At 38.9% G+C, this 20,533-nt stretch carries 20 protein-coding genes; 14 read left to right on the forward strand and 6 right to left on the reverse strand.

All coding sequences use genetic code 11. The features are described from left to right. The first annotated feature begins 4 nt into the window (after nucleotides 1-4). The 3 genes from pnp to IGJ39_RS01065 all read left to right on the forward strand — a co-directional run bounded on the left by pnp (nucleotide 5) and on the right by IGJ39_RS01065 (nucleotide 4,646). Nucleotides 5-2,116, forward strand: a complete 2,112-nt coding sequence (gene pnp / locus IGJ39_RS01055; protein ID WP_019724328.1) for a polyribonucleotide nucleotidyltransferase — start codon at nucleotides 5-7, stop codon at nucleotides 2,114-2,116. 174 nt (nucleotides 2,117-2,290) lie between these two features. After that, entirely contained in the window at nucleotides 2,291-2,548 is a 258-nt protein-coding gene (locus IGJ39_RS01060) for a GlsB/YeaQ/YmgE family stress response membrane protein (protein WP_019724327.1), read from the forward strand. Between the two features lie 100 nt (nucleotides 2,549-2,648). After that, nucleotides 2,649-4,646: a KUP/HAK/KT family potassium transporter gene (locus IGJ39_RS01065; RefSeq protein WP_108145676.1), complete on the forward strand. Its 1,998-nt coding sequence runs from the start codon at nucleotides 2,649-2,651 to the stop codon at nucleotides 4,644-4,646. Between the two features lie 137 nt (nucleotides 4,647-4,783). Here IGJ39_RS01065 and IGJ39_RS01070 read toward each other — a convergent pair whose 3' ends face one another. Together IGJ39_RS01070 and pepG1 are read right to left on the reverse strand one after the other, a co-directional pair. Further along, nucleotides 4,784-4,861, reverse strand: coding sequence for a putative holin-like toxin (locus IGJ39_RS01070; RefSeq protein ID WP_100207132.1), 78 nt, complete (start codon nucleotides 4,859-4,861; stop codon nucleotides 4,784-4,786). Nucleotides 4,862-5,052: 191 nt separating this feature from the next. Then, complete coding sequence (gene pepG1 / locus IGJ39_RS01075) at nucleotides 5,053-5,196, reverse strand: type I toxin-antitoxin system toxin PepG1 (protein ID WP_071866110.1); 144 nt, start codon at nucleotides 5,194-5,196, stop codon at nucleotides 5,053-5,055. Between the two features lie 259 nt (nucleotides 5,197-5,455). On the opposite strand from pepG1, the gene IGJ39_RS01080 reads away from it, so the two are divergent. Further along, entirely contained in the window at nucleotides 5,456-6,754 is a 1,299-nt protein-coding gene (locus IGJ39_RS01080) for a hemolysin family protein (protein ID WP_019722686.1), read from the forward strand. A 45-nt stretch (nucleotides 6,755-6,799) separates the two neighbouring features. Here IGJ39_RS01080 and IGJ39_RS01085 read toward each other — a convergent pair whose 3' ends face one another. The 3 genes from IGJ39_RS01085 to IGJ39_RS01095 form a co-directional block, all read right to left on the reverse strand. Then, nucleotides 6,800-8,176, reverse strand: coding sequence for an MATE family efflux transporter (locus IGJ39_RS01085; RefSeq protein ID WP_010734370.1), 1,377 nt, complete (start codon nucleotides 8,174-8,176; stop codon nucleotides 6,800-6,802). 217 nt (nucleotides 8,177-8,393) lie between these two features. Then, nucleotides 8,394-8,717 carry a DUF960 domain-containing protein gene (locus tag IGJ39_RS01090; RefSeq protein ID WP_019722687.1) on the reverse strand — a complete coding sequence of 108 codons (324 nt, stop codon included), beginning with the start codon at nucleotides 8,715-8,717 and terminating at the stop codon, nucleotides 8,394-8,396. A gap of 329 nt (nucleotides 8,718-9,046) precedes the next feature. After that, the gene (locus IGJ39_RS01095) at nucleotides 9,047-9,655 is read right to left on the reverse strand and encodes a 50S ribosomal protein L25/general stress protein Ctc (protein WP_019722688.1); all 609 of its coding nucleotides are present in this window, start codon (nucleotides 9,653-9,655) and stop codon (nucleotides 9,047-9,049) included. A gap of 322 nt (nucleotides 9,656-9,977) precedes the next feature. On the opposite strand from IGJ39_RS01095, the gene IGJ39_RS01100 reads away from it, so the two are divergent. The 9 genes from IGJ39_RS01100 to IGJ39_RS01140 all read left to right on the forward strand — a co-directional run bounded on the left by IGJ39_RS01100 (nucleotide 9,978) and on the right by IGJ39_RS01140 (nucleotide 17,170). Beyond that, nucleotides 9,978-10,694 (forward strand): 16S rRNA pseudouridine(516) synthase, encoded by a 717-nt coding sequence (locus IGJ39_RS01100; RefSeq protein ID WP_108145677.1) that lies wholly within the window; start codon nucleotides 9,978-9,980, stop codon nucleotides 10,692-10,694. Nucleotides 10,695-10,778: 84 nt separating this feature from the next. Beyond that, a complete protein-coding gene (locus IGJ39_RS01105) occupies nucleotides 10,779-11,090 on the forward strand; it encodes a type II toxin-antitoxin system RelB/DinJ family antitoxin (protein ID WP_019722690.1) in 312 nt (103 codons plus the stop codon). A gap of 447 nt (nucleotides 11,091-11,537) precedes the next feature. Next, entirely contained in the window at nucleotides 11,538-12,233 is a 696-nt protein-coding gene (locus IGJ39_RS01110; protein WP_010734364.1) for a YjjG family noncanonical pyrimidine nucleotidase, read from the forward strand. Nucleotides 12,234-12,316: 83 nt separating this feature from the next. Then, nucleotides 12,317-12,946 (forward strand): uridine kinase, encoded by a 630-nt coding sequence (udk, locus tag IGJ39_RS01115; protein WP_010734363.1) that lies wholly within the window; start codon nucleotides 12,317-12,319, stop codon nucleotides 12,944-12,946. 332 nt (nucleotides 12,947-13,278) lie between these two features. Beyond that, nucleotides 13,279-13,881, forward strand: coding sequence for a TVP38/TMEM64 family protein (locus IGJ39_RS01120; RefSeq protein WP_010734362.1), 603 nt, complete (start codon nucleotides 13,279-13,281; stop codon nucleotides 13,879-13,881). A 25-nt stretch (nucleotides 13,882-13,906) separates the two neighbouring features. Continuing rightward, complete coding sequence (locus tag IGJ39_RS01125; RefSeq protein WP_029593962.1) at nucleotides 13,907-14,395, forward strand: GNAT family N-acetyltransferase; 489 nt, start codon at nucleotides 13,907-13,909, stop codon at nucleotides 14,393-14,395. Nucleotides 14,396-14,829: 434 nt separating this feature from the next. Continuing rightward, nucleotides 14,830-16,203, forward strand: coding sequence for a hypothetical protein (locus tag IGJ39_RS01130; RefSeq protein WP_019722693.1), 1,374 nt, complete (start codon nucleotides 14,830-14,832; stop codon nucleotides 16,201-16,203). Next, nucleotides 16,184-16,630, forward strand: a complete 447-nt coding sequence (locus tag IGJ39_RS01135) for a YaiI/YqxD family protein (RefSeq protein WP_019722694.1) — start codon at nucleotides 16,184-16,186, stop codon at nucleotides 16,628-16,630. The genes IGJ39_RS01130 and IGJ39_RS01135 overlap by 20 nt, the downstream gene beginning before the upstream one ends. A 174-nt stretch (nucleotides 16,631-16,804) precedes the next feature. Further along, entirely contained in the window at nucleotides 16,805-17,170 is a 366-nt protein-coding gene (locus IGJ39_RS01140) for a DUF2512 family protein (RefSeq protein WP_010734357.1), read from the forward strand. A 180-nt stretch (nucleotides 17,171-17,350) separates the two neighbouring features. On the opposite strand, the gene IGJ39_RS01145 is transcribed toward IGJ39_RS01140, so the two are convergent. Beyond that, nucleotides 17,351-19,096, reverse strand: a complete 1,746-nt coding sequence (locus IGJ39_RS01145) for an ABC1 kinase family protein (RefSeq protein WP_019722695.1) — start codon at nucleotides 19,094-19,096, stop codon at nucleotides 17,351-17,353. Nucleotides 19,097-19,274: 178 nt separating this feature from the next. On the opposite strand from IGJ39_RS01145, the gene IGJ39_RS01150 reads away from it, so the two are divergent. Beyond that, the gene (locus tag IGJ39_RS01150) at nucleotides 19,275-20,342 is read left to right on the forward strand and encodes a D-alanine--D-alanine ligase (protein ID WP_019722696.1); all 1,068 of its coding nucleotides are present in this window, start codon (nucleotides 19,275-19,277) and stop codon (nucleotides 20,340-20,342) included. Nucleotides 20,343-20,533: the final 191 nt, after the last annotated feature.

Consider the following 20,533-nt stretch of genomic DNA (forward strand, 5'->3'; position numbering starts at 1 on the left):
ATTTATGTCAGAAAAACAAGTTTTTAAAACGACATGGGGCGGACGTCCCTTAGAGATCGAAGTTGGCCAATTAGCCAAACAAGCCAATGGAGCAGTATTAGTTCGTTATGGGGATACGGTCGTATTAAGTGCGGCAGTTGCTTCAAAAGAAGCGAAAGATACAGATTTCTTCCCATTGACGATCAATTATGAAGAAAAAATGTATGCAGCTGGTAAGATCCCAGGAGGATTTATCAAACGTGAAGGTCGTCCAAGTACGGAAGCAACCTTGACTGCTCGTTTGATCGACCGTCCGATCCGTCCAATGTTTGCGGAAGGTTTCCGTAATGAAGTCCAAGTCACAAATATCGTGATGAGCGTAGAAACAGATTGTTCTCCAGCAATGGCAGCAATGTTAGGTTCTTCACTAGCTTTATCGATTTCAGATATCCCATTCGATGGACCGATCGCAGGTGTTGAAGTTGGCCGTGTCAATGGCGAATATGTCTTGAACCCAACAGTTGAACAAGCAGAGACTACCGATATCGAATTAAGCGTAGCTGGTACAAAACAAGCAATCAACATGGTTGAAAGTGGCGCAAAAGAAGTTTCAGAAGAAGATATGTTGGGCGCATTATTATTTGGATTTGACGCAATCAAAGAATTAGTCGCATTCCAAGAAGAAATCGTTCAAGCTGTCGGCAAAGAAAAAATGGAAGTTTCTTTATTACAAGTCGATGCTGACTTGAAAAAAGAAATTTTTGATGCATCGTATGGCACGATGAAAGAAGCGGTCATGACAGAAGAAAAATTAGCTCGTGAAGATAATATCGACCAAGTGAAAATCGATATTCGCGAAGCTTATGCAGAGAAATTTGCGGGTCATGAAGAGGAAGCGCAATTACTAAAAGAAGTGAAACAAATTACGGAAGATCTTGAAAAAGACGTCGTTCGTGAGTTGATCACGATTGACAAAATCCGTCCTGATGGTCGTAAATTAGATGAGATCCGTCCTTTAGCATCAGAAGTTGGCTTGTTGCCACGTGTTCATGGTTCTGGATTATTTACTCGTGGACAAACTCAAGCACTATCATCATGTACATTGGCACCTTTAGGGGAACACCAAATCATTGATGGCTTAGGTGTAGAAGTCAGCAAACGATTCATCCACCATTACAATTTCCCACAATTTTCTGTGGGTTCAACTGGTCGTGCCGGTTCACCAGGTCGTCGTGAAATCGGTCATGGTGCATTAGGTGAACGTGCATTGGCACAAGTGATCCCTTCAGAAGAAGAGTTTCCTTACACGATCCGTCTAGTGGCAGAAGTGCTTGAATCGAATGGTTCATCTTCTCAAGCAAGTATCTGTGCAGGTACCTTAGCATTGATGGACGCAGGTGTGCCAATCAAAGCACCTGTTGCTGGTATTGCTATGGGATTAGTATCTGATGGTGAAAACTACACGATTTTAACAGACATCCAAGGTCTAGAAGACCATTTAGGCGACATGGACTTCAAAGTTGCCGGAACAAAAGATGGAATCACAGCACTACAAATGGATATCAAGATCCAAGGTATCACGGAACAAATCTTAAAAGAAGCATTGGCACAAGCAAAACAAGCACGTATGGAAATCTTAGAAGAATTGACTTCAACGATTGCTACACCACGTGAAGAGCTTAGCCAATATGCACCGAAAATCGAAATGATCCAAATCGATCCTGCGAAAATCAAAGATGTCATCGGTAAAGGTGGCGATACGATCAATGGAATCATTGATGAAACAGGCGTGAAGATCGATATCGATCAAGACGGTAAAGTAAGTATTGCTTCTTCTGATAAAGAAATGATCCAAAAAGCAATCAAGATCATCGAAGATTTGACAAAAGAAGTCAAAGTTGGCGAAGTCTACCTTGGTAAAGTTGTTCGTATCGAAAAATTCGGTGCATTTGTCAACTTGATCAAAGGGAAAGACGGCTTAGTCCATATTTCTCAATTAGCGAATGAACGTGTAAACAATGTAGAAGACGTTGTGAAACTAGGCGATGAAGTGTTGGTGAAAGTGACAGAGATCGACAAACAAGGTCGTGTGAATCTTTCAAGAAAAGCAATGTTGAACGAAGAGGACAAGAAGTAATTCCATCGTTTTAAGATAAAAGTTTTTTAATAAGCGTACTACTACGAAAATAATTTTATATTTTCAAAAGTAGTACGCTTATTTTTTAAAATCGATAAAGAAAAGACATAAAGGGTCAATTTAAATTTTCTTAAAAAACACTTAGTTATTTAAAGTGCAAAAGGAGGAATGGAAATGATCCATTTTTTATTCTCATTGATAGTAGGTGGCATTTTAGGATTCATTGCTGGAGCTGTTCTTAATGAAGATGTACCAGGAGGTGTCACTGGAAATATTATCATTGGTTTCTTTGGAAGTTGGTTAGGTGAATTTGTGTTAGGCGATCTAGGTCCATCTATCAGTGGCTTTTATCTTATCCCATCCTTGATCGGGGCACTCGTTTGTTTAGCTCTCTACTCATTTACTGCTGATTATTTAAGAAGGCATCGTTGAATCGGTTATTTTTAGCTGATTTATTGACACCGACGTTGAATACTTGGATAATTAGGTGGAATTTAGGTCAATCATAGGATTGGAGAAATGAGGGGGAACAGTGACAACAAAGCATAACACAAAAAAAATCTCGATGGCAGGGTTACTCGTAGCCATGGGAGTTGTTTATGGAGATATCGGTACGAGTCCGCTTTATGTAATGAAAGCAATCGTAGAAGACAATGGCGGCTTGCGAGGGATCAACCCAGATTTTGTTATCGGAGCAGTCTCCTTGATTTTTTGGACTTTGACATTATTAACGACGATCAAATATGTCGTGATTGCATTAAATGCAGATAACCATGGGGAAGGTGGTATCTTTTCTTTATATACTTTGGTTAGAAAAGGCGGTAAATATCTGATCATACCTGCAATGATCGGTGGCGCAGCATTGTTAGCAGATGGCGTACTGACACCTGCTGTAACGGTTACGACCGCTATTGAAGGATTACGTGGGATTCCACAATTCTTTGACCGTTTCGGAAATGACCAGAACATCATCGTCATTATTACTTTAGTTATTATTTTTGTGTTATTCATGGTCCAACGATTTGGTACAGAAGTCGTCGGGAAAGCATTTGGCCCGATTATGTTTTTATGGTTCACCTTTTTAGGCGCGATGGGCTTGTTTAATTTCAGTCAAGACTGGACAGTGATCCGTGCCTTAAATCCTTATTATGCGATCCAGTTGCTATTTAGTCCTGATAATAAGCTAGGTTTATTCATTCTAGGAAATATCTTTTTAGCTACTACTGGGGCAGAGGCGCTTTATTCTGACTTAGGACATGTCGGAAAACGAAATATCCGTTTAAGTTGGCCATATGTCAAAGTATGTTTGGTATTGAATTATTTTGGGCAGGCAGCATGGTTGTTGAATGTCTATCAAAATCCAGAAACACAAGCAATCGAAAACTTGAATCCATTTTTCCAAATGATGCCCGCTAGTTTTACTGTCATTGGGGTCATATTTGCAACGATTGCGGCTGTTATCGCTTCGCAAGCGCTAATTACTGGGTCATTTACTCTAGTTTCAGAAGCAATCAAATTGAAATTATTGCCTCGGTTGAAAATCATGTATCCTGGAAGCAGTATTGGACAGATGTATATTCCGGCAGTGAATTTGATTCTATGGATTGCTTGTTCACTTGTTGTTGTGACCTTCAGAACCTCGCATCATATGGAAGCTGCGTACGGGCTGTCCATTACCGTAACAATGTTAATGACGACTGCCTTACTTTATTTCTATTTGCTCCAAACTGGCTATCCGAAGTGGTTGGCGCATACAATTACCTTCTTCTTTGGGGCAATCGAAGTCGTCTTCTTTATTTCAAGTATCGTGAAGTTCTTCCATGGCGGTTTTGTCGCTGTGTTGATTGCTTTAGTCATTCTAGCAGTCATGTTTGTTTGGGAACAAGGAAATATTATTCGTGAATCGGTCGCAGAAGAAGTGGCGTTAAAAGAATATATTCCACAGCTTCAAGCATTGAAAGAGGACAAGACCTTACCAATGTATCAAACGAATGTAGTTTTCTTAGTGCCAGATATGGCAGATGGGAAGGTCGGTCGTCAGTTCGTGTATTCCATTTTAGATAAACGACCAAAGCGGGCGAAGGCCTATTGGTTTGTCCACGTAGAAGTAACCGATGAACCCTATACGAAAGAATATCAAGTGGATATGATGGGGACCGATTTCGTTGTTCAAGTGAACCTGTTCTTAGGATTCCGCGTGCAACAAGAAATCAATGTCTACGTTCGACAAATCATCCACGATTTAATGAAACAAGGTCGTCTACCAAAACAACCACAGACGTATTCATTGACTCCAGGAAGAGAAGTCGGCGATTTCCAATTCATCTTGATCGACGAAGTAGTTTCCAATGTAACAACTCTTGGGAAATGGGAACGACAAATCATGCAAGCTAAACTTGCCATCAAGAAAATCGCTACGACGCCAGAAACATGGTTTGGTTTAGAATACAGTGAAGTCAAACATGAAACAGTACCTTTGCTGATTGGTGGAACAAGAAAAACGTGGTTGAAAGAACGAAAAAGTAAGTAGATAAAGAATTAGTTTATGCTATACTAAAACTGGAAAGAGGAGTTGCGATAACAACTCCCCTTTGACAGTACCGCTTAATTAACAGCGGCATATTTCAACTTATTTTTTACAAAATAACCGTCCTATGCCGAGGACGGTTATTTCTTTTTGTCGTCGCTAAGCAATGCTACTACCAACGTGATCAGGGTAATGGTAAACATACCAAAGCTGAGCATCAATTTAGACTAAATGCCCAACTGACAGAGGATCTTCCCTAGAACTTAATCTAGTAAGCATGTCGATAGTATGCTATACTAAATACGAAAAGAGGAGTTGCGTCAACAACTCCCCTTTGACAGCGTTGTTTAAAAAACAGCGGCATATTCAAGTTAATTTTTACAAAATAACCGTCCTTAGCCGAGGACGGTTATTTCTTTTTGTCGTCGCTAAGCAATGCTACAACCAACGTGATCAGGGCAATGGTAAACATACCAAAGCTGAGCATCAATTGGATTGTATCGAGTGCCGACAAAAGGCGTCTCCTTTCGTAAGATTTAGAAAGTATGTGCATACGCACCACCTCGCTTTCGAAGGATAGCCACCGTCATTAAACTGTACTGTCACGTAATAGCATAGCACATGCGCACATTTTAAACCTTAATTTATAAATTTTCTTGTTATTGAATAGCTGTTGAATGCTAGTGATACAAGTGAATAAATCCTCCCATTATTTAAAGTGATCTAGTGGAGAAGCAGAAATCAAAAGCCTCCTAGTTATACTCTTTTTATGAAAAGTTGTACAATTGAAATGGAAAAGTGAGGCGAAACAAATGGTATTAAATTTTGTCATATTATTTTTGATGATAGCAATCACTGCTTTTTTTGTTGCGAGTGAATTTGCTTTGGTAAAAATCAGACGTTCCCGTTTAGAACAATTGGAAAAAGACGACGTGAAGAACGCCAAACTAGCGTTACATGTGACCCACCATTTAGACGATTATTTATCTGCAAGTCAGTTGGGTATCACATTGACAGGCTTGATCATTGGTTGGGTTGGCGAAGGTTCTGTGGCAGCATTGTTGGAACCTTGGATCGGTCAGCTCCCAATCGGACGGGGAATAAGTGCAACGATCTCTGTCGCATTAGGGTTCATTCTGGTGACGTATGTCGACGTTGTGGTGGGGGAACTTTTGCCGAAAAGTTATAGTATCGTCAATACGGAACAAGTTGTGTTATTCGTAGTCAGACCCTTGCATTATTTTTATCTGGCGATGTTTCCTTTCATCTGGGTATTGAATCATTCGGCAGCAAGCTTAGGTAAATTGCTAGGCGTGAAACTAGTCTCAGAAGGTGAAGAGACACTCTCGCAAGAAGAATTGACTTTAGTTGCCCTCAATTCTTACCAGCAAGGTGAGTTGACAAAGGATGAATACCAGTATTTAGAAAATGTCTTTGAATTTGATGACACGCTGGCAAAAGACATTCAAGTAGATCGGACATCGATGCAAGTATTTGATGCATCAGATACAGTCAAACAAGCCATCAAAGAATCGATTGAACGTGGGCATACGAGATATCCTGTCATACTGGAATCCAAAGATAATGTGTTAGGATACGTGACTTTACCTGCGTTGATCAAACAATCTTTAGAAGATGATCAGATAACGGTGGAGTCTCTGATTGAAGAACCAATCGTGACCGCAGAAACCATCCCCATCAAAAAACTATTGACGATCATGCGAAGAAAAGGAAAACATATAGCGATCTTAAAGGATGAGTATGGTGGGACAAGTGGACTTGTCACAATCGAAGATATTTTAGAAGAAATCGTCGGTGAGATTCGAGATGAAACAGATGTGGACCAAGCGTTGATTGCGAAACAAGCAGATGGCAGCTATATTGTTTCAGGTAAGTTGACGCTTGATGATTTTGAGCGCTACTTCAATGAAGATGTGCCAGAATTTGAAGAAACAAATTTCATCACTCTGGCTGGTTTTATGTCGAGCTATCAAAAAGATATCGAGGCAGGTACAGTGATTACGATCGATCAATTTCAATTCACCGTTTTAGAATATGATCATGCACATATCGACTATTTCAGCTTGGTGATTTTACCAACGAATCCATAAAAAAAGTGTTCTTCCCATAATATAGGAGGAACACTTTTTTTGAATCTAATAACTGATTTCAGCATCTTCAATTGAAAATTGCTGTTGTTCGGCATCTAACTGTTTCAAATGTTTCACAGCGCGGATATAAGAGTAGAGCAAGACAATGACAGAACCAGCCCAAGCAAGTGGTGAAGCAAGAGCAGCACCTGGGTAGCCCCAGATCCCAGTCAGAATGATCGCAGCGAAAGAACGCATGATCAGCTCCATCATCCCTGCAATCGTCGGTACTTTACTTTGACCAAGCCCTTGTAAAGTGTAACGTAAGATAAATAGGATAGCTAAGATCCAGTAAAGGGAGCCGTTGATGTTGAAATACGTTTGCGCCAAATCAAAAACGACAGTTTCATTTGGGCTGACAAACAAGCTCACCAATGGTCGGCCAAGGAAAATGACAATTGCTCCGGCTAAGAAACTAAAGCCAATACTCATGACTAATGTTTGACGAACGCCTTTTAAGATACGTCCATATTGTTTCGCTCCATAGTTTTGTGCTGCAAAAGTTGCCATCGCAATCCCAAAGGACATCATAGGTTGAACAGCAAATTGATCGATTCGACCAGCTGCGGCTTGGGCAGCTACGACATCTGTACCTAAGCTGTTTAATGCAGATTGCAAGACGATTGCACCAATCGCAATGATCGAAGATTGGAAAGCCATTGGTAAAGCAACATTTAAATGTGTGCGGATCTCTTGTTTATCGAACGAAAAATCTTTTTTACGTAATTGAAGCATCGGAATCTTTTTCTTGATATAGACGATACATAATAGACTAGAAGCAATTTGCGCAATCACTGTTGCAATAGCAGCACCTTCTACTCCCATACCGAAGTTGATAATAAAGATCAAATCCAAGACAACGTTGATAATTACCGCAACGATCAAAAAGAGTAAAGGCGTTCGACTATCACCAAGTGCGCGAATAACATTTGACAATAAATTGAAGCTGACGGCAGCAAAGATTCCCCATAGGATGATCACGATGAATGTTTGTGCTTCATCGATGATATCTGCAGGTGTTTGCATCAACTGGAGCATCGGACGAATAAATACTAAGCTAAGGACGGTTAAAATTACAGTAACAATGACACTAATCATGACACTTGTAGCAAAACTTTTTTTCAAACCACGGAAGTCTTTCGCACCATATCGTTGTGCTGTAATAATGGCTAAACCAGCGGTTAGACCTTGAGCAAAGCCAATAATCAAGAAAGTTAATCCACCGGTAGCTCCTACAGCTGCTAGTGAGTTTTTCCCTAATGTCTGCCCAACGATGATCATATCGACCATGTTGTAAAACTGCTGAAAAACATTGCCTATCAATAAAGGGACAGTAAATAGCAAAATCAGTTTGGCTGGGCTTCCTTTTGTTAAATCGCGCATCTTGTAAACTCCTTATTTCTTTTAAAATTTAGTTAGTAGTATATAGTGTTTACCCTTGGAATACCAATTAGAATCTCATGATAAATAAATAGCTAAAATGCTTTATGTTTTCTGAAAATTTTCAGAGAAGGTCATCATAAAAGTAGCCAAGAAGTGAGTCTGCGATGAAAATCAAAGAGTCAACTACTTGGCTATCGTGCAAAACAAAGGGTTTATTTTAGTACTGTTTAATTTCACTTGGGAGAAGAATGGTTTCTCTGGTCCCATCATCATAGGCAAATACTTGCGCCGGATACTGTGGAGAATAAGGGAATGGCAAATCGATCCCCATCTCTACGGTACTGCCCGCTTGAGAAAAATGCAAGGTTACTTTTCCATGATTGTTCATTAAATCAAAAGCTAAAATATTATCTAACGGAATAACACCCTTAAGGTCTAAATCAATAATGAACCAGATACTATCGATCAGTTCATCTGGTAAACTTGATACCACACCTAATGATGCGTATCGATTACGGTTATTATCAAAACTTTCAAACATCGGCTTAGCCTCCTTTGTCTAAAAAACCGAAATGACGAGAACAACATATTATTATCAGGATAAACGAGTTATACTTTTTTAACGTTGGTTCATTCTAATAAACATTTATACAAAATGCAACAATATTTGCATACTTTTTTTCAAAGTATAAGAAACTTTTAAGAGGACTTCAAGAAACCTTATTATATAAGGGTTTTTGCGCTTATCAAAAAAACAAATAAGGGTTGATAAATAGGAATATACCATTCTTAAAACAATTTATTTTTAAGTGGGAAATAAAAAAAAACGAAGCAATGACACAAGTCACTGCTTCGTTGATCAAAAGACGTTTATTCTTCAGTTGAACCAATCACTTCTGGTTCTGCTGCTTCACCAGTTGATTCTTCTTCTTCTGTTGGTGCAACAACTGCGGCGATTTGTTCTTCTCCATCAGTAATGATCGTGTATGCGTCATTTTTCGGTAGATCCGCTACAGTGATCGAATCACCTAATGCTAAATCAGTGATATCCACTTCGATGTTTTCTGGTAATTGATCTGGCGTAGCAGAAACAATCACAGTATATAGGTTTTGAGCCAATACACCACCAGATTTCACACCAGTAGATTCGCCGACAAGGACAACTTCTGTTTCGACTTCTGTTTCTTCTGTCATATTAACAGATAGGAACTCCACATGTTCTAACTGGTTGGTAAATGTGTTTGATTGGACTTTATGAACAAGTGTGTTGACTTTTTTTCCTTCAATATTCATTGTGATAACTGTGTTTGCGGCATTTTCACGCAATACTTTGCTAAATGTCGCACTATCAAATGAAATGGGTGTGCTTTCTACATTGTAGCCATAAACGATTGCAGGAACTTTTCCTTCATGACGCAATTTGTTTCTCAATGAACGGGGACGTACTTCTCTTTTACTTACTTCTAATGATACTGACATAACCAAAATTCCTCCTTAAAATGTGACTGTCTGCTTTGGTGTCAGACAGATTTTATTTAAGTGAATGTCACATGGTCTCTTGCACATTATCAGGTAGCGCGAAAAAAACGCAAAAAGACAGATGCGCGCATCTGCCCTTAAAAAGTCAGGATTCAACTTTTCTCCACCAGGTCATTACGCTGTGTATGAGAAATCCAATTCACTTTACTCTTTAACCGTAACGCGATTCACTGAGTAAGTCAAGGAAACAACTTAGCGTTTCCATTTTGCATGGTGTATGATTCAGGTTATAATGCTTATGTAGCTAGGAAAGGAAGCAGTTATGCGGTTAGATAAATTAATAGAAAAAGAATTAGAAACATCACGTAAAGAGATGAAACGACTTTTTGCGATGAAACTCGTACGTATCAATGGGAAAGTGGAACAGAAACAAAATCGTAATGTGGATAGTTTGCTCCACTGTATCGAAGTGGATGGCGTAAAGCTACATACAAATGAAGTATACTTTATGCTGAATAAACCGAAAAGAGCAGTAACAGCGGTGACAGACATTCACAAAACGACCGTTATCGATTTGTTGGCTTCAGCCGACCGCACCCAGCCTTTGTATCCAGTGGGGCGATTAGATCGTGATACAACAGGGTTATCGCTAATCACTTCCAATGGCCAATTAGGCTATGAAATGTTACTGCCTGAGAAGAAAGTGAAGAAAACATACGTAGCAGTCGTCAATGAACAAGTGACAGAAGCTGATCAAGTTGCTTTTGAAAAAGGGATCATCTTTGATAGTGGCTATCAGTGTTTACCAGCCCATCTGGAAGTCTTGGATATCCAACAAGATCAAAGTATCGTACGACTGACGATCCAAGAAGGAAAATTCCATCAAGTGAAAAAGATGTTTTTAGCTTGTGGAAAAAAAGTGACTGCGTTACAACGTATCAGCATGGGCCCCTTACAACTAGATCCGCATTTGACTGAAGGATCTTATCGCTCATTGACGTTAGACGAACTAAAAAAATTAAAAAAATATTTTAAATAGTAATAATCATGAATTGATCGTTCATTCAATGAATTTTTTTTACACTCCTATTAGGAGTAAAATAGGAGTGAGAGGTGATGTTCTATGTCTGAAATCAAAGAAAAAAATAAAACCAACGAAAAAAAGAAAGTCCAAGTGAATATCAATAAGAATCTAGCTACTGACGTCGAAAGCATTTTAGATTCATTAGGAGTAAATCCATCAATCTTAATCACTGCTTTATATAAAAGGGTAGCTGCCAGAGGAGAAATTCCATTTGATTTATCTTTAACAAGTAAAGAGAAGGTTGAACTGCAGTTAATGAGAGTTGCGGAAGAGTCTGTTGAAACTAATCCGCCAGAAAATAGCGGTGACCACGAAGATCTAGTGTCATGGACGAGAGATCTAGATGAATAGTCATGACGTGTTCTTGATCTATATTCCCTTTAACGATGGCAGTGGAGGGAAAACTCGTCTTGCTATTGCTATCCGTGTTCGAAGCAGAGGTTCATTCTTGACTTGATTCTTCCTATTACAAGTAAATATGAGAATAAATCAAAGGCGATCAAAAAGCGATATTATGAAATAAAAGACTTAGATTCTGCAGGATTAAACAAGAAATCTTGGGTAGATACAGGAAACCGATTTGAATTGAAGAGTAATTTCAATCCCTACAGAGTCATTGGACATTTCTCAGAAGAAGATATTATTGGACTTTCTAAAATGATTTAGTGTCATTTAATAAGCAAGTGCACAGCCGGCGGTTCTAAGGCACTTGTTTATTTCTTTTATAGATAAACAATCAACAACCCATGAAAATGCAAATAAACGAAATATCAAATATAGAAGAAATAGGAGAATCAGATGAAATATCATACATTATTATTCGACGTAGATGATACGTTGTTAGATTTTCAACAAACAGAAACAGAAGCCTTGCACCAATTGTTTGCGGAACAAGGCATTGAACTGACACCAGAGATCAGAACAAGTTATAAAGCATTGAATCATCATTTATGGCGAGAATTCGAAAAGGGGCAGATGACAAGAGATGAAGTGACAGGCAACCGCTTTGGTCTGTTGTTCCAACAGTTCGGCAAGACCGTAGATAGCCAAGCAATGGATCAACGTTATCGACATTATTTGAATCAGGGCCATCATTGGATTCCTGGAAGCCATGAATTACTGGAAGCAGTGTCAAGTGAAGCAGAACTTTATATAGTGACGAATGGGGTTTCTCAAACCCAACATCAACGATTAACAGATGCTCGGATGATTCATTATTTTCGAGAAATTTTTGTCTCAGAAGCGATTGGCGCACAAAAGCCAATGAAGGCTTTTTTTGATCACGTGTTTGCTAATATTCCTGAGTTGGACAAAGAACGAACGGTGATTATCGGTGATTCACTGACTTCTGATATCAAAGGTGGAAATGAAGCAGGGATCGATACGATCTGGTTCAATAAAAACAAGTTGCCTGAAATACCAGAGATCCAACCAACCTATCGGATTGATTCTTTAGAAGAACTTTACCCGCTCTTGGAAATCTCACCTCATTAATTTTCAGAAAAATAGTGCATTTTCCTTTTTTTTCGCTATAATAGATTAGAATGAAAAAACGGATATGAAAGAGGTTTTAGTCAATGACAAAAAGCAAGCCAATTATCATTGGTGTGACGGGCGGATCGGGAAGCGGAAAGACAAGCGTCAGCCGAGGGATTTTTAGTCACTTTCCAGACCACTCCATCATGATGCTTGAACAAGATTCTTATTATAAAGATCAAAGTCATCTTAGCTTTGAAGAACGGTTGAATACAAACTACGATCATCCTTTTGCCTTTGATAATGAACTGCTGATCCAGCACGTTGAAAAACTACTGAACTATGAAGCCATTGAAAAACCAGTCTATGATTATGTTGCCCATACGAGAAGTCAAGCAACAATCATCCAAGAACCAAAAGAAGTGATTATTTTGGAAGGTATCTTGATTTTAGAAGACGAGCGTTTACGTGATTTGATGGATATCAAGATCTATGTAGATACAGACGATGACATTCGGATCATTCGCCGGATCAAACGTGATATGGAAGAGCGCGGCCGTACCTTAGATTCTGTGATCGAACAATATTTAACAGTCGTTAAGCCGATGTATCATCAGTTTATTGAACCAACAAAACGTTACGCTGATATTATCGTTCCAGAAGGTGGCGAAAATCACGTAGCTATCGACTTGATCACAACGAAAGTTGCTAGTTTTTTGAATCACCAGTAAAAAGATAAGAACAGGTGTTAGAACTGAAGTAGCTGTTATGCCTATCTTCTAAAACCAAATAAACGGCGTTTTATAAGTAACTTCTGCGGGTAATCAGCCATAAAGGAAGTGCTCAAATCCGAGAAATAAGCGTGAAAAACCGAAAATTTTTCTTCAAATTTTTGGGATTTCACGCTTATTTCTGAAGGAGCTACTTCACGTTGTTTATTCGGGCTTAGGAGACACAAGAGGATCAAGCTTCTGCTGCTCGAAGTTGCATACGACGATTTTGTCGTTGTTCGTTACTTGTTCTTTTATGAAACATAGAAAAATGAAAAGTGTAGGAGAAGCGTATGGCTGAGAAGAAAACATGGGTACATAGAACCATCCAAGTCGCACCACTCGTTGGATTAAGTATTTTTTTCATATTGATCATGTATGGCTATCGACATGGCATCTTTCAATCGGCAGATTCTTTGCAACAATTCATGCAACAGTTTGGGAGCTATGCGATCATTTTATTTATTCTTATCCAAATCATCCAAGTGATCATTCCGATTCTGCCAGGAGGGATTTCTTCTGTTGCAGGGATGTTGATGTTTGGAAATGTCTTTGGGTTGCTGTATAGTTGTATTGGCTTGATTATTGGTGAAGCAATCGGTTTTTTATTCGTGCGTTATTATGGTACGAGTTTTGTCCGTTTTATCTTATCACCAAAAAAATTCCAAAAATTTGAACAGCTAGTCATTGAAAAAACAAACAATATCAAAAAGGTATTGATCGTTACCTTACTTTTACCTTTTGCGCCAGATGATTTGATTTGTCTCGTCGCTGGATTGACGAAGCTTTCATTTAGAGAATACATGCAAATTGTTATTCTTTTAAAACCTTGGTCGGTCGCTGTATATAGTATGATCATGTTGTTTTTATTCCAGCAAGCACAAGGGCATTTTTAGTTCATTGAATGGAGGAAGTAAAATGTTGGAGAAAGTAGTAGTAACTGAGAAAGAACTCGATGAACTCGTGACAGTTATCCATGAAGTATGGCCCGAAGCCTTTACGCCGATTATCGGTCAAAAGCAAGTCGCTTATATGTTGGAGACGTATCAATCGAAAGAACAGATCGTAAAAGAATGTGCAGCAGGGGTCAACTATTTCTTATTGAAGTTAGAGGGAAAAACGATTGGCTATACTGCTTATGAAAAGATGGGTTCTTCGATCTATTTAAGTAAACTCTATATTCTTCGAGACGTACGAGGGAAAGGTTTGACCTCAGAAGTCTTTCGTTGGTACGAACAATTAGCAAAAGAAACAGAAGCACAGGAGATTTTCTTGCGTGTCAATCAAGGAAATCAACAAGCAATCGCAGTCTATCAACATCAGGGATTTGTCATTGAGGGAGAATTGATCAGCGATATCGGCGAAGGATTTCAAATGGTTGATTATAAAATGAAAAAAAGACTCGCATAAAATGGTTGCTTGTGTTAAAGTATACGTTATGCGACGGGTCGAGAAGATCTCTGAACGTTAGAGGTCTAATTGATTTTGGCGGCACATGATCCACGGATCACCTACCGGATGTAGGCGTGCTGGACAAGACTTTTGTGGAGAAGGACTTGTCTGTCTGATTCTTTCAGGCACCAGTGAGTGGCGAACAGAAATGTTCAACGCTCAAAAATAAGCAGGGATTCCCAAATTTGCTAGTCAAATTTTGTGGAGTTCCTGTTTTTTTTGTCTTTAGGTGGGTGCGTATCTGGGTGCTTCTTTCACAACCTCTATAGGGTGTTGGCTGCTTTGCTCCTATGGTATAATCAGTTTTGTACCCACAGGCATGTGTGTATGTCTATAGAGATGATGTGTTGACATGACAAGTAACTCATGTTTAACACGTAAGGAGTTTTTAGATGATTGATAAAATCAAACGATTTGGGCGGAACTTTACCCAGACGACACCTTTTATTTTGAGTAATACGGTTATCTTGGTGCCGTATCTTTTATTTTTAAGTTTGAGTGATGGGAACCAATGGTTATCGATTTTACCCTTCACTTTGTTCTATACCTTTCGGATGACAGGTCTGTTTTTAGTTAGTAGTATTCGCTTTGGTCTGGATAGTTATACCTTGTTGATGATTTCTTTATTGATGGGTGGCGCAGGTTCGTTGATCGGGATTTTTGGCGTCCTTTATTTCCCGCTGTATTATCTGTCAAGTGTACTTTTAGGACTAAGTGCGGCATGGCTGATCCCCACAAATATCACAGTGAATTACCATGAAAAACAACAGGGATTCACGAACATGTCAGCAAATAAATTTCCATTTGCGATCCTGTTGTTGCTTGTTTTGTTTCGGGTGATCGAGCTTCCCGGGTCGACGCAAGTCGTGATGACATTAGCGTTATATACATTGTTCTACATTATGGCATACCATACGATCAGTCATTATCCTCGCTATGAATTGGATTTTAAAGAGATGAAGTCGAATGTGGTAGTGACCAAAGAGTTGCTTTTATTTATCGGCTTTTTCGTTTTGTTGTTTCTTTTGAGAAATGCTCGTTTGTTGATTGATCCTGCATTATTTGACGTAGCAATCTATGGATTTATGCTGTTGTTTCTATTTGCAGCTTTTTATCTTGGAAGGGCTAGAAAGCAGTGGAAATTACCCACTTGGTTAAATAGTTTTACTTTTCTGAATGGCATGTTAGGTAATTTTCTTTTTTTATTCGGGACACTTTATATCGGCCGCGTCTATGGTTTCGACTATTTAGGCGTATATATGTATTTACCTTATATTGCAGGCATGGTGTTAGCCAAAATCATTGGCAATCAAGCAATCCAGATTCCCACGATCGAACCAGTCCTCATTCAATTAGCCGGATTAGTTAGTTCGTTGATGGTTCTGTTACTTCCACAAATCGGCTTTGTGGTTGGTTTGTTCTTATTAAGTTTTTGGCACGCGGTAGTAGGTAGTTGGTTGAATCGTACGTATTATGAGATCGATACAGAAATACCGATGGATAATCGTGTGATCAAAAAGTTTACGACACAAAACAAAGGAAGTGTGACCCATCAATTTTTATTGATGTCATTGCTGTTGGTGATGGCAAGATGGTTGGACGAACCTGTGAGTGTATTGCTCCAATTGACTGGTAGTCTGAGCGTACCAAAAGCGATGATCCAATTGTTAGTTTACGTAAAATGGATAAATGTCAGTGTATTGATCCTTGGAGTAATCGCTGTTTATCTTTTATGGAGGAAAGAACATGCAAAAAATATTCATTGATGGTGACGGCTCTCCAGTGAAAAATGACGTGATTGAAATTGCGGCATCTTTTCAATTAGAGGTGATGATCGTGACAAGTGTGGATCACTATACCAATAAAGAGTATCCAAGCTATGTACAGTTTGTATATGTCGATAAAGGGGCAGACAGTGCAGATTATAAAATCGTCGGGCTGATCAAAAAAGGTGATTTTTTGATCACTCAAGATTATGGCTTAGCTTCATTGGTCTTACCTAAAGGTGTTCGAGTCTTTCATCAATCGGGGAAGGAATTTGATACCACGAACATTGATGGATTATTAGAACAACGTTATCAAAGCAGTAAGTTGAGAAAAGCGGGCATTCGGACGAAAGGGCCGAAGCCTTTCACTCATGGAGATCACCAAAGGTTCAACGAAGCGTTGATCCGAGCGCTTGAAGAAATTTGAATAGAATATAATAGGTGAACATTGCTTCTAACTAAACAGAAGCAGTGTTCCTCTTTTTTATTGCTAAAATAAGTACGATATCTTTGATTGATTCTATAACAAAAGATATAATTATGAAGATTATTTAATTATATAATCATATATTTTTAACCAAAAAAGAAGGGAGTGCAGAAAATGAAACATGTGAAGGCGTTGGTGGTAAAAGCAATCATGATTTGGGCAATTTTGTGGATCGTTTTAACGGGACTGTATGGTGTTAGTTTCATGGATTCAACGATTGTCGGAGTAATCATTGTTGTCATGATCTATGTATTAGGTGATTTATTGATTTTACGAAAAGTAGGAAATATCGCGGCTACAATTGCAGATGCTGGTTCAGCTGCAGCCATTCTATGGTTATATCTTTATTTTATGAACGATATGACGGATATTTGGATGAAGGTTTTAGTACCGGCGGTATTGATCGGGATCGCTGAATGGTTCTTCCATAAGTGGTTGCTCTCGCAAAGAATCGTACCAGATGAACGAAAAATGAAATAATCAAACCAAAAAAGCTAAAATTATCAAATAGATAGGGAGTAAAAGGCTACAGACTAAAAAACAGGAATAGTGCGTATCCTTAACTCTAATCATCAAGCAATGAGGTTGTGTCAAAAGTACACAGCTAAAAAAATAAACGAGAACATCCGAAAATAGTTTCATATTTTGGGATGTTTTCGTTTATTTTCGTCTTTTTTTATAATAGTTGATCAGTGTATCAATGGCTAAAAAGAGAATGACCACAGCTGCGATCGTATACGTGAATATACCTAATAGTGTAATAAAATTGATTTGGTCGTCTGGTGCAGCTTGGACAAGCAACGAAGAGCCGACGATCAATGCGGCGAGTATCACACCAAATACTAAACGGTTCACCATACTTTCGATCCGGTTCATCAGTTGGTCTTGTTTTTTTAGTTCCAAATTGATTTTTCCTTGTCCAGAACGCCAAGTTTCTAGAAGGTGATAGACTTGTTGCGGGATTTTCGGTACGGTTTTGATACCATCGAGTATATCTAAGCCCGCTTGCTTCAAGGTATCTTCGACAGAGAGATGTGCTAAGAAATATCGTTGTGCAATGGGCGTAGCGACTTCCATCAAAGATACTTCAGGATCAAGTACACGAATCACTCCTTCTAATGTGCTAAACGCTTTAAGCAATAACGTGATATCACGATCGATTTGTAAGTTGTTCTGGTGGCAAATCGAGACGATCTGCGCAAAGACTTCTTGCAAGTCGATTTCTTCAAGGGGGAGGTCTAAATATTGCGTCAAAAAGTTAGCGAGTTGTTGATGGAATTCACTTTCATCAAAAGGCCCTTCTTGTTGACATAAGTTGATGACGGCTTTTTCAATACGGTAAATATCTCGTGTATAAATCGCTAAAACGATTTCCATCAGCTTTTGTCTTAGCGAAGCGGAGAGACTACCCATCATACCGAAATCAATATAACTGATTGTATATGGTTGTAATGGTTCAGTGACAGTAGCAGTCGTTTTGAAAGAAATCGAGCCTAGTTGTTTTTGGTGTTCTTTTGTGTCTGTCGTTACATTTTCTGAAAGTTCTTCAACGCTTAAAGGATGGAACAATAAATTCCCAGGATGTGGATCGGCATGAAAAAAGCCATCGTCAAAGATTTGCTTCATAAAATGTTCGATCAATCGTTTAGCCACTTGTTGTTTCAATTGAGTATTCGTAAGTGTCTCAATGAGGCGTTCATCCGTTTCTTCAAGATTCATCAATTGGTTGAAGTTCTTTCCAGACATTTCTTCCATCACAATAACTTTTTTTGTGCAAAGTGCCTCATAGATTTTAGGGGATCTAATTTCATACCAATGGTTGTTTAGGACATAGAAACGTGCGCCATTTTGACTTTCTTTGTAGAAGTCCAATTCGTTTGTCAATGAACGTTTGACTTCTTGCAACACGCCTTTTAAATCGATTACGCTTGTTTCAGGAATATATTTGATCAAAGGAATCGCCCGTTCGAATAACTGTAAGTCCATCATGATTTCCTTCGCAATATTTGGATGTTGGACTTTTACAACGACTGCATCGCCATTCTTTAACGTTGCACGATGTGCTTGACCCATAGAGGCAGAAGCGAAAGGTGCTTTATTGAAGCTAGTAAAAATCGTTTCTAAGGATGCGTCTAATTCCTGTTCAATCGTTTTTTTCGTCGTGACAAAGGGATCACTTGGTACATTGTCTTGCAATGTTTTGAATGTCTTAGTAAACTCAGCAGAGAGTAAGTCATCACGGACAGAAAGCATTTGCCCAATTTTTATAAAGGTTGAGCCAAGTTCTTCAAAGGCTTTTTTTACTTGTTCAGGATTTTTTTGTTGGATCAGATTAGGCAGAACATTTTCTTTGATGAATACGTGAATGATTTCTGTTAAACGGCTTCGAGAAGTAGTTTTGGTCATAACTATGCCTCCTTTCTCTTATCATAACGATAAAGAAAAAAAGCGACAACTATTCCGCTGTTTTTTGAATAAAATGACATGTGCCTCACCTTTTTTCAAATAAGCTGTTTGCATCTTTTGTTTTTGTGCTAAAATATGAAGTAAAAATGAATGATATCGAATACAGGAGGAAAATCTTTTGAAGATTACTTTATTATATGGTGGACGCAGTGCGGAACACGAAGTTTCGATTCTTTCAGCGTTTTCCGTTTTAAATGCTATTTATTATGCTTATTATCAAGTACAGCTCGTATTTATTAGTAAAGACGGCCAATGGGTCAAAGGCCCGTTGTTGACTGAAAAACCTACAAGTGAAGAAGAATTGCACTTGACGTGGGACCCAAGTGGGAAAATGACAGAAGGATTTACGGGTACTGTCATCAATCCAGGAGAGATCAAAGAAGAAGGAACCATCGTCTTTCCAGTTCTTCACGGTCCAAATGGCGAGGATGGCACGATCCAAGGATTCTTGGAAACCTTGAATATGCCTTACGTCGGTGCGGGTGTACTGACGAGTGCTTGTGCCATGGATAAGATCATGACAAAATATATTTTACAAGCAGCCGGTGTACCGCAAGTACCTTATGTTCCAGTTTTGAAGAATCAATGGAAAGAAAATCCTAAAAAGGTATTTGACCAATGTGAAGGCTCATTGCTTTATCCGATGTTCGTGAAGCCAGCAAACATGGGGTCAAGCGTGGGGATCACTAAGGCTGAAAATCGAGAAGAATTACAGAATGCCTTAGCAACAGCTTACCAATACGATTCACGTGCCATCGTTGAACAAGGAATCGAAGCACGGGAGATCGAAGTCGCTGTTTTAGGAAATGAAGACGTCCGCACGACCTTGCCTGGTGAAGTGGTAAAAGACGTGGCATTTTACGATTATGATGCGAAGTACATCAATAATCGCATCGAGATGCAGATTCCAGCAGAAGTACCAGAAGAAGTCCATCAAAAAGCACAAGAGTACGCAAAATTAGCGTATACGATGTTAGGTGGAAGTGGCTTGAGCCGTTGTGATTTCTTCTTGACGAATAAAAATGAATTATTCCTTAATGAATTAAATTCAATGCCTGGATTTACAGCATTCAGCATGTACCCATTGCTATGGGAAAATATGGGCTTGAAATACGGTGACTTGATTGAAGAGTTGATCCAATTAGGCTTGAACCGTTATAATCAAAGACAAAGTTTCTTTGACTAATTGAAACGTAATCAGCACAAGTATGAATGTGTCGAAGTAGTATGTATAGCAAAATAAAGGTTGTGGATGATCATCTGGTACTGATTGAAAGCGAAAGATTTTTACTATTCGACGCTATCAGTATTGGCGATTTCCACCACCTTTTTTGTTCCTATTCCTATAGGACTACTGGTCTAAATCGAAAGGACAGA

The sequence above is a fragment of the Enterococcus sp. AZ140 genome, assembly GCF_051714405.1.
GTDB classification, from domain to species: domain Bacteria; phylum Bacillota; class Bacilli; order Lactobacillales; family Enterococcaceae; genus Enterococcus_B; species Enterococcus_B pernyi.

What these genes read in the sequence shown, in the direction of transcription:
- pnp (WP_019724328.1), top strand. Translation starts at nt 5, where the DNA reads ATGTCAGAAAAACAAGTTTTTAAAACGACATGGGGCGGACGTCCCTTA.
- IGJ39_RS01060 (WP_019724327.1), top strand. Translation starts at nt 2,291, where the DNA reads ATGATCCATTTTTTATTCTCATTGATAGTAGGTGGCATTTTAGGATTC.
- IGJ39_RS01070 (WP_100207132.1), bottom strand. Translation starts at nt 4,861, where the DNA reads ATGCTCAGCTTTGGTATGTTTACCATTACCCTGATCACGTTGGTAGTA.
- pepG1 (WP_071866110.1), bottom strand. Translation starts at nt 5,196, where the DNA reads ATGCACATACTTTCTAAATCTTACGAAAGGAGACGCCTTTTGTCGGCA.
- IGJ39_RS01080 (WP_019722686.1), top strand. Translation starts at nt 5,456, where the DNA reads ATGGTATTAAATTTTGTCATATTATTTTTGATGATAGCAATCACTGCT.
- IGJ39_RS01085 (WP_010734370.1), bottom strand. Translation starts at nt 8,176, where the DNA reads ATGCGCGATTTAACAAAAGGAAGCCCAGCCAAACTGATTTTGCTATTT.
- IGJ39_RS01090 (WP_019722687.1), bottom strand. Translation starts at nt 8,717, where the DNA reads ATGTTTGAAAGTTTTGATAATAACCGTAATCGATACGCATCATTAGGT.
- IGJ39_RS01095 (WP_019722688.1), bottom strand. Translation starts at nt 9,655, where the DNA reads ATGTCAGTATCATTAGAAGTAAGTAAAAGAGAAGTACGTCCCCGTTCA.
- IGJ39_RS01100 (WP_108145677.1), top strand. Translation starts at nt 9,978, where the DNA reads ATGCGGTTAGATAAATTAATAGAAAAAGAATTAGAAACATCACGTAAA.
- IGJ39_RS01105 (WP_019722690.1), top strand. Translation starts at nt 10,779, where the DNA reads ATGTCTGAAATCAAAGAAAAAAATAAAACCAACGAAAAAAAGAAAGTC.
- IGJ39_RS01110 (WP_010734364.1), top strand. Translation starts at nt 11,538, where the DNA reads ATGAAATATCATACATTATTATTCGACGTAGATGATACGTTGTTAGAT.
- udk (WP_010734363.1), top strand. Translation starts at nt 12,317, where the DNA reads ATGACAAAAAGCAAGCCAATTATCATTGGTGTGACGGGCGGATCGGGA.
- IGJ39_RS01120 (WP_010734362.1), top strand. Translation starts at nt 13,279, where the DNA reads ATGGCTGAGAAGAAAACATGGGTACATAGAACCATCCAAGTCGCACCA.
- IGJ39_RS01130 (WP_019722693.1), top strand. Translation starts at nt 14,830, where the DNA reads ATGATTGATAAAATCAAACGATTTGGGCGGAACTTTACCCAGACGACA.
- IGJ39_RS01135 (WP_019722694.1), top strand. Translation starts at nt 16,184, where the DNA reads ATGCAAAAAATATTCATTGATGGTGACGGCTCTCCAGTGAAAAATGAC.
- IGJ39_RS01140 (WP_010734357.1), top strand. Translation starts at nt 16,805, where the DNA reads ATGAAACATGTGAAGGCGTTGGTGGTAAAAGCAATCATGATTTGGGCA.
- IGJ39_RS01145 (WP_019722695.1), bottom strand. Translation starts at nt 19,096, where the DNA reads ATGACCAAAACTACTTCTCGAAGCCGTTTAACAGAAATCATTCACGTA.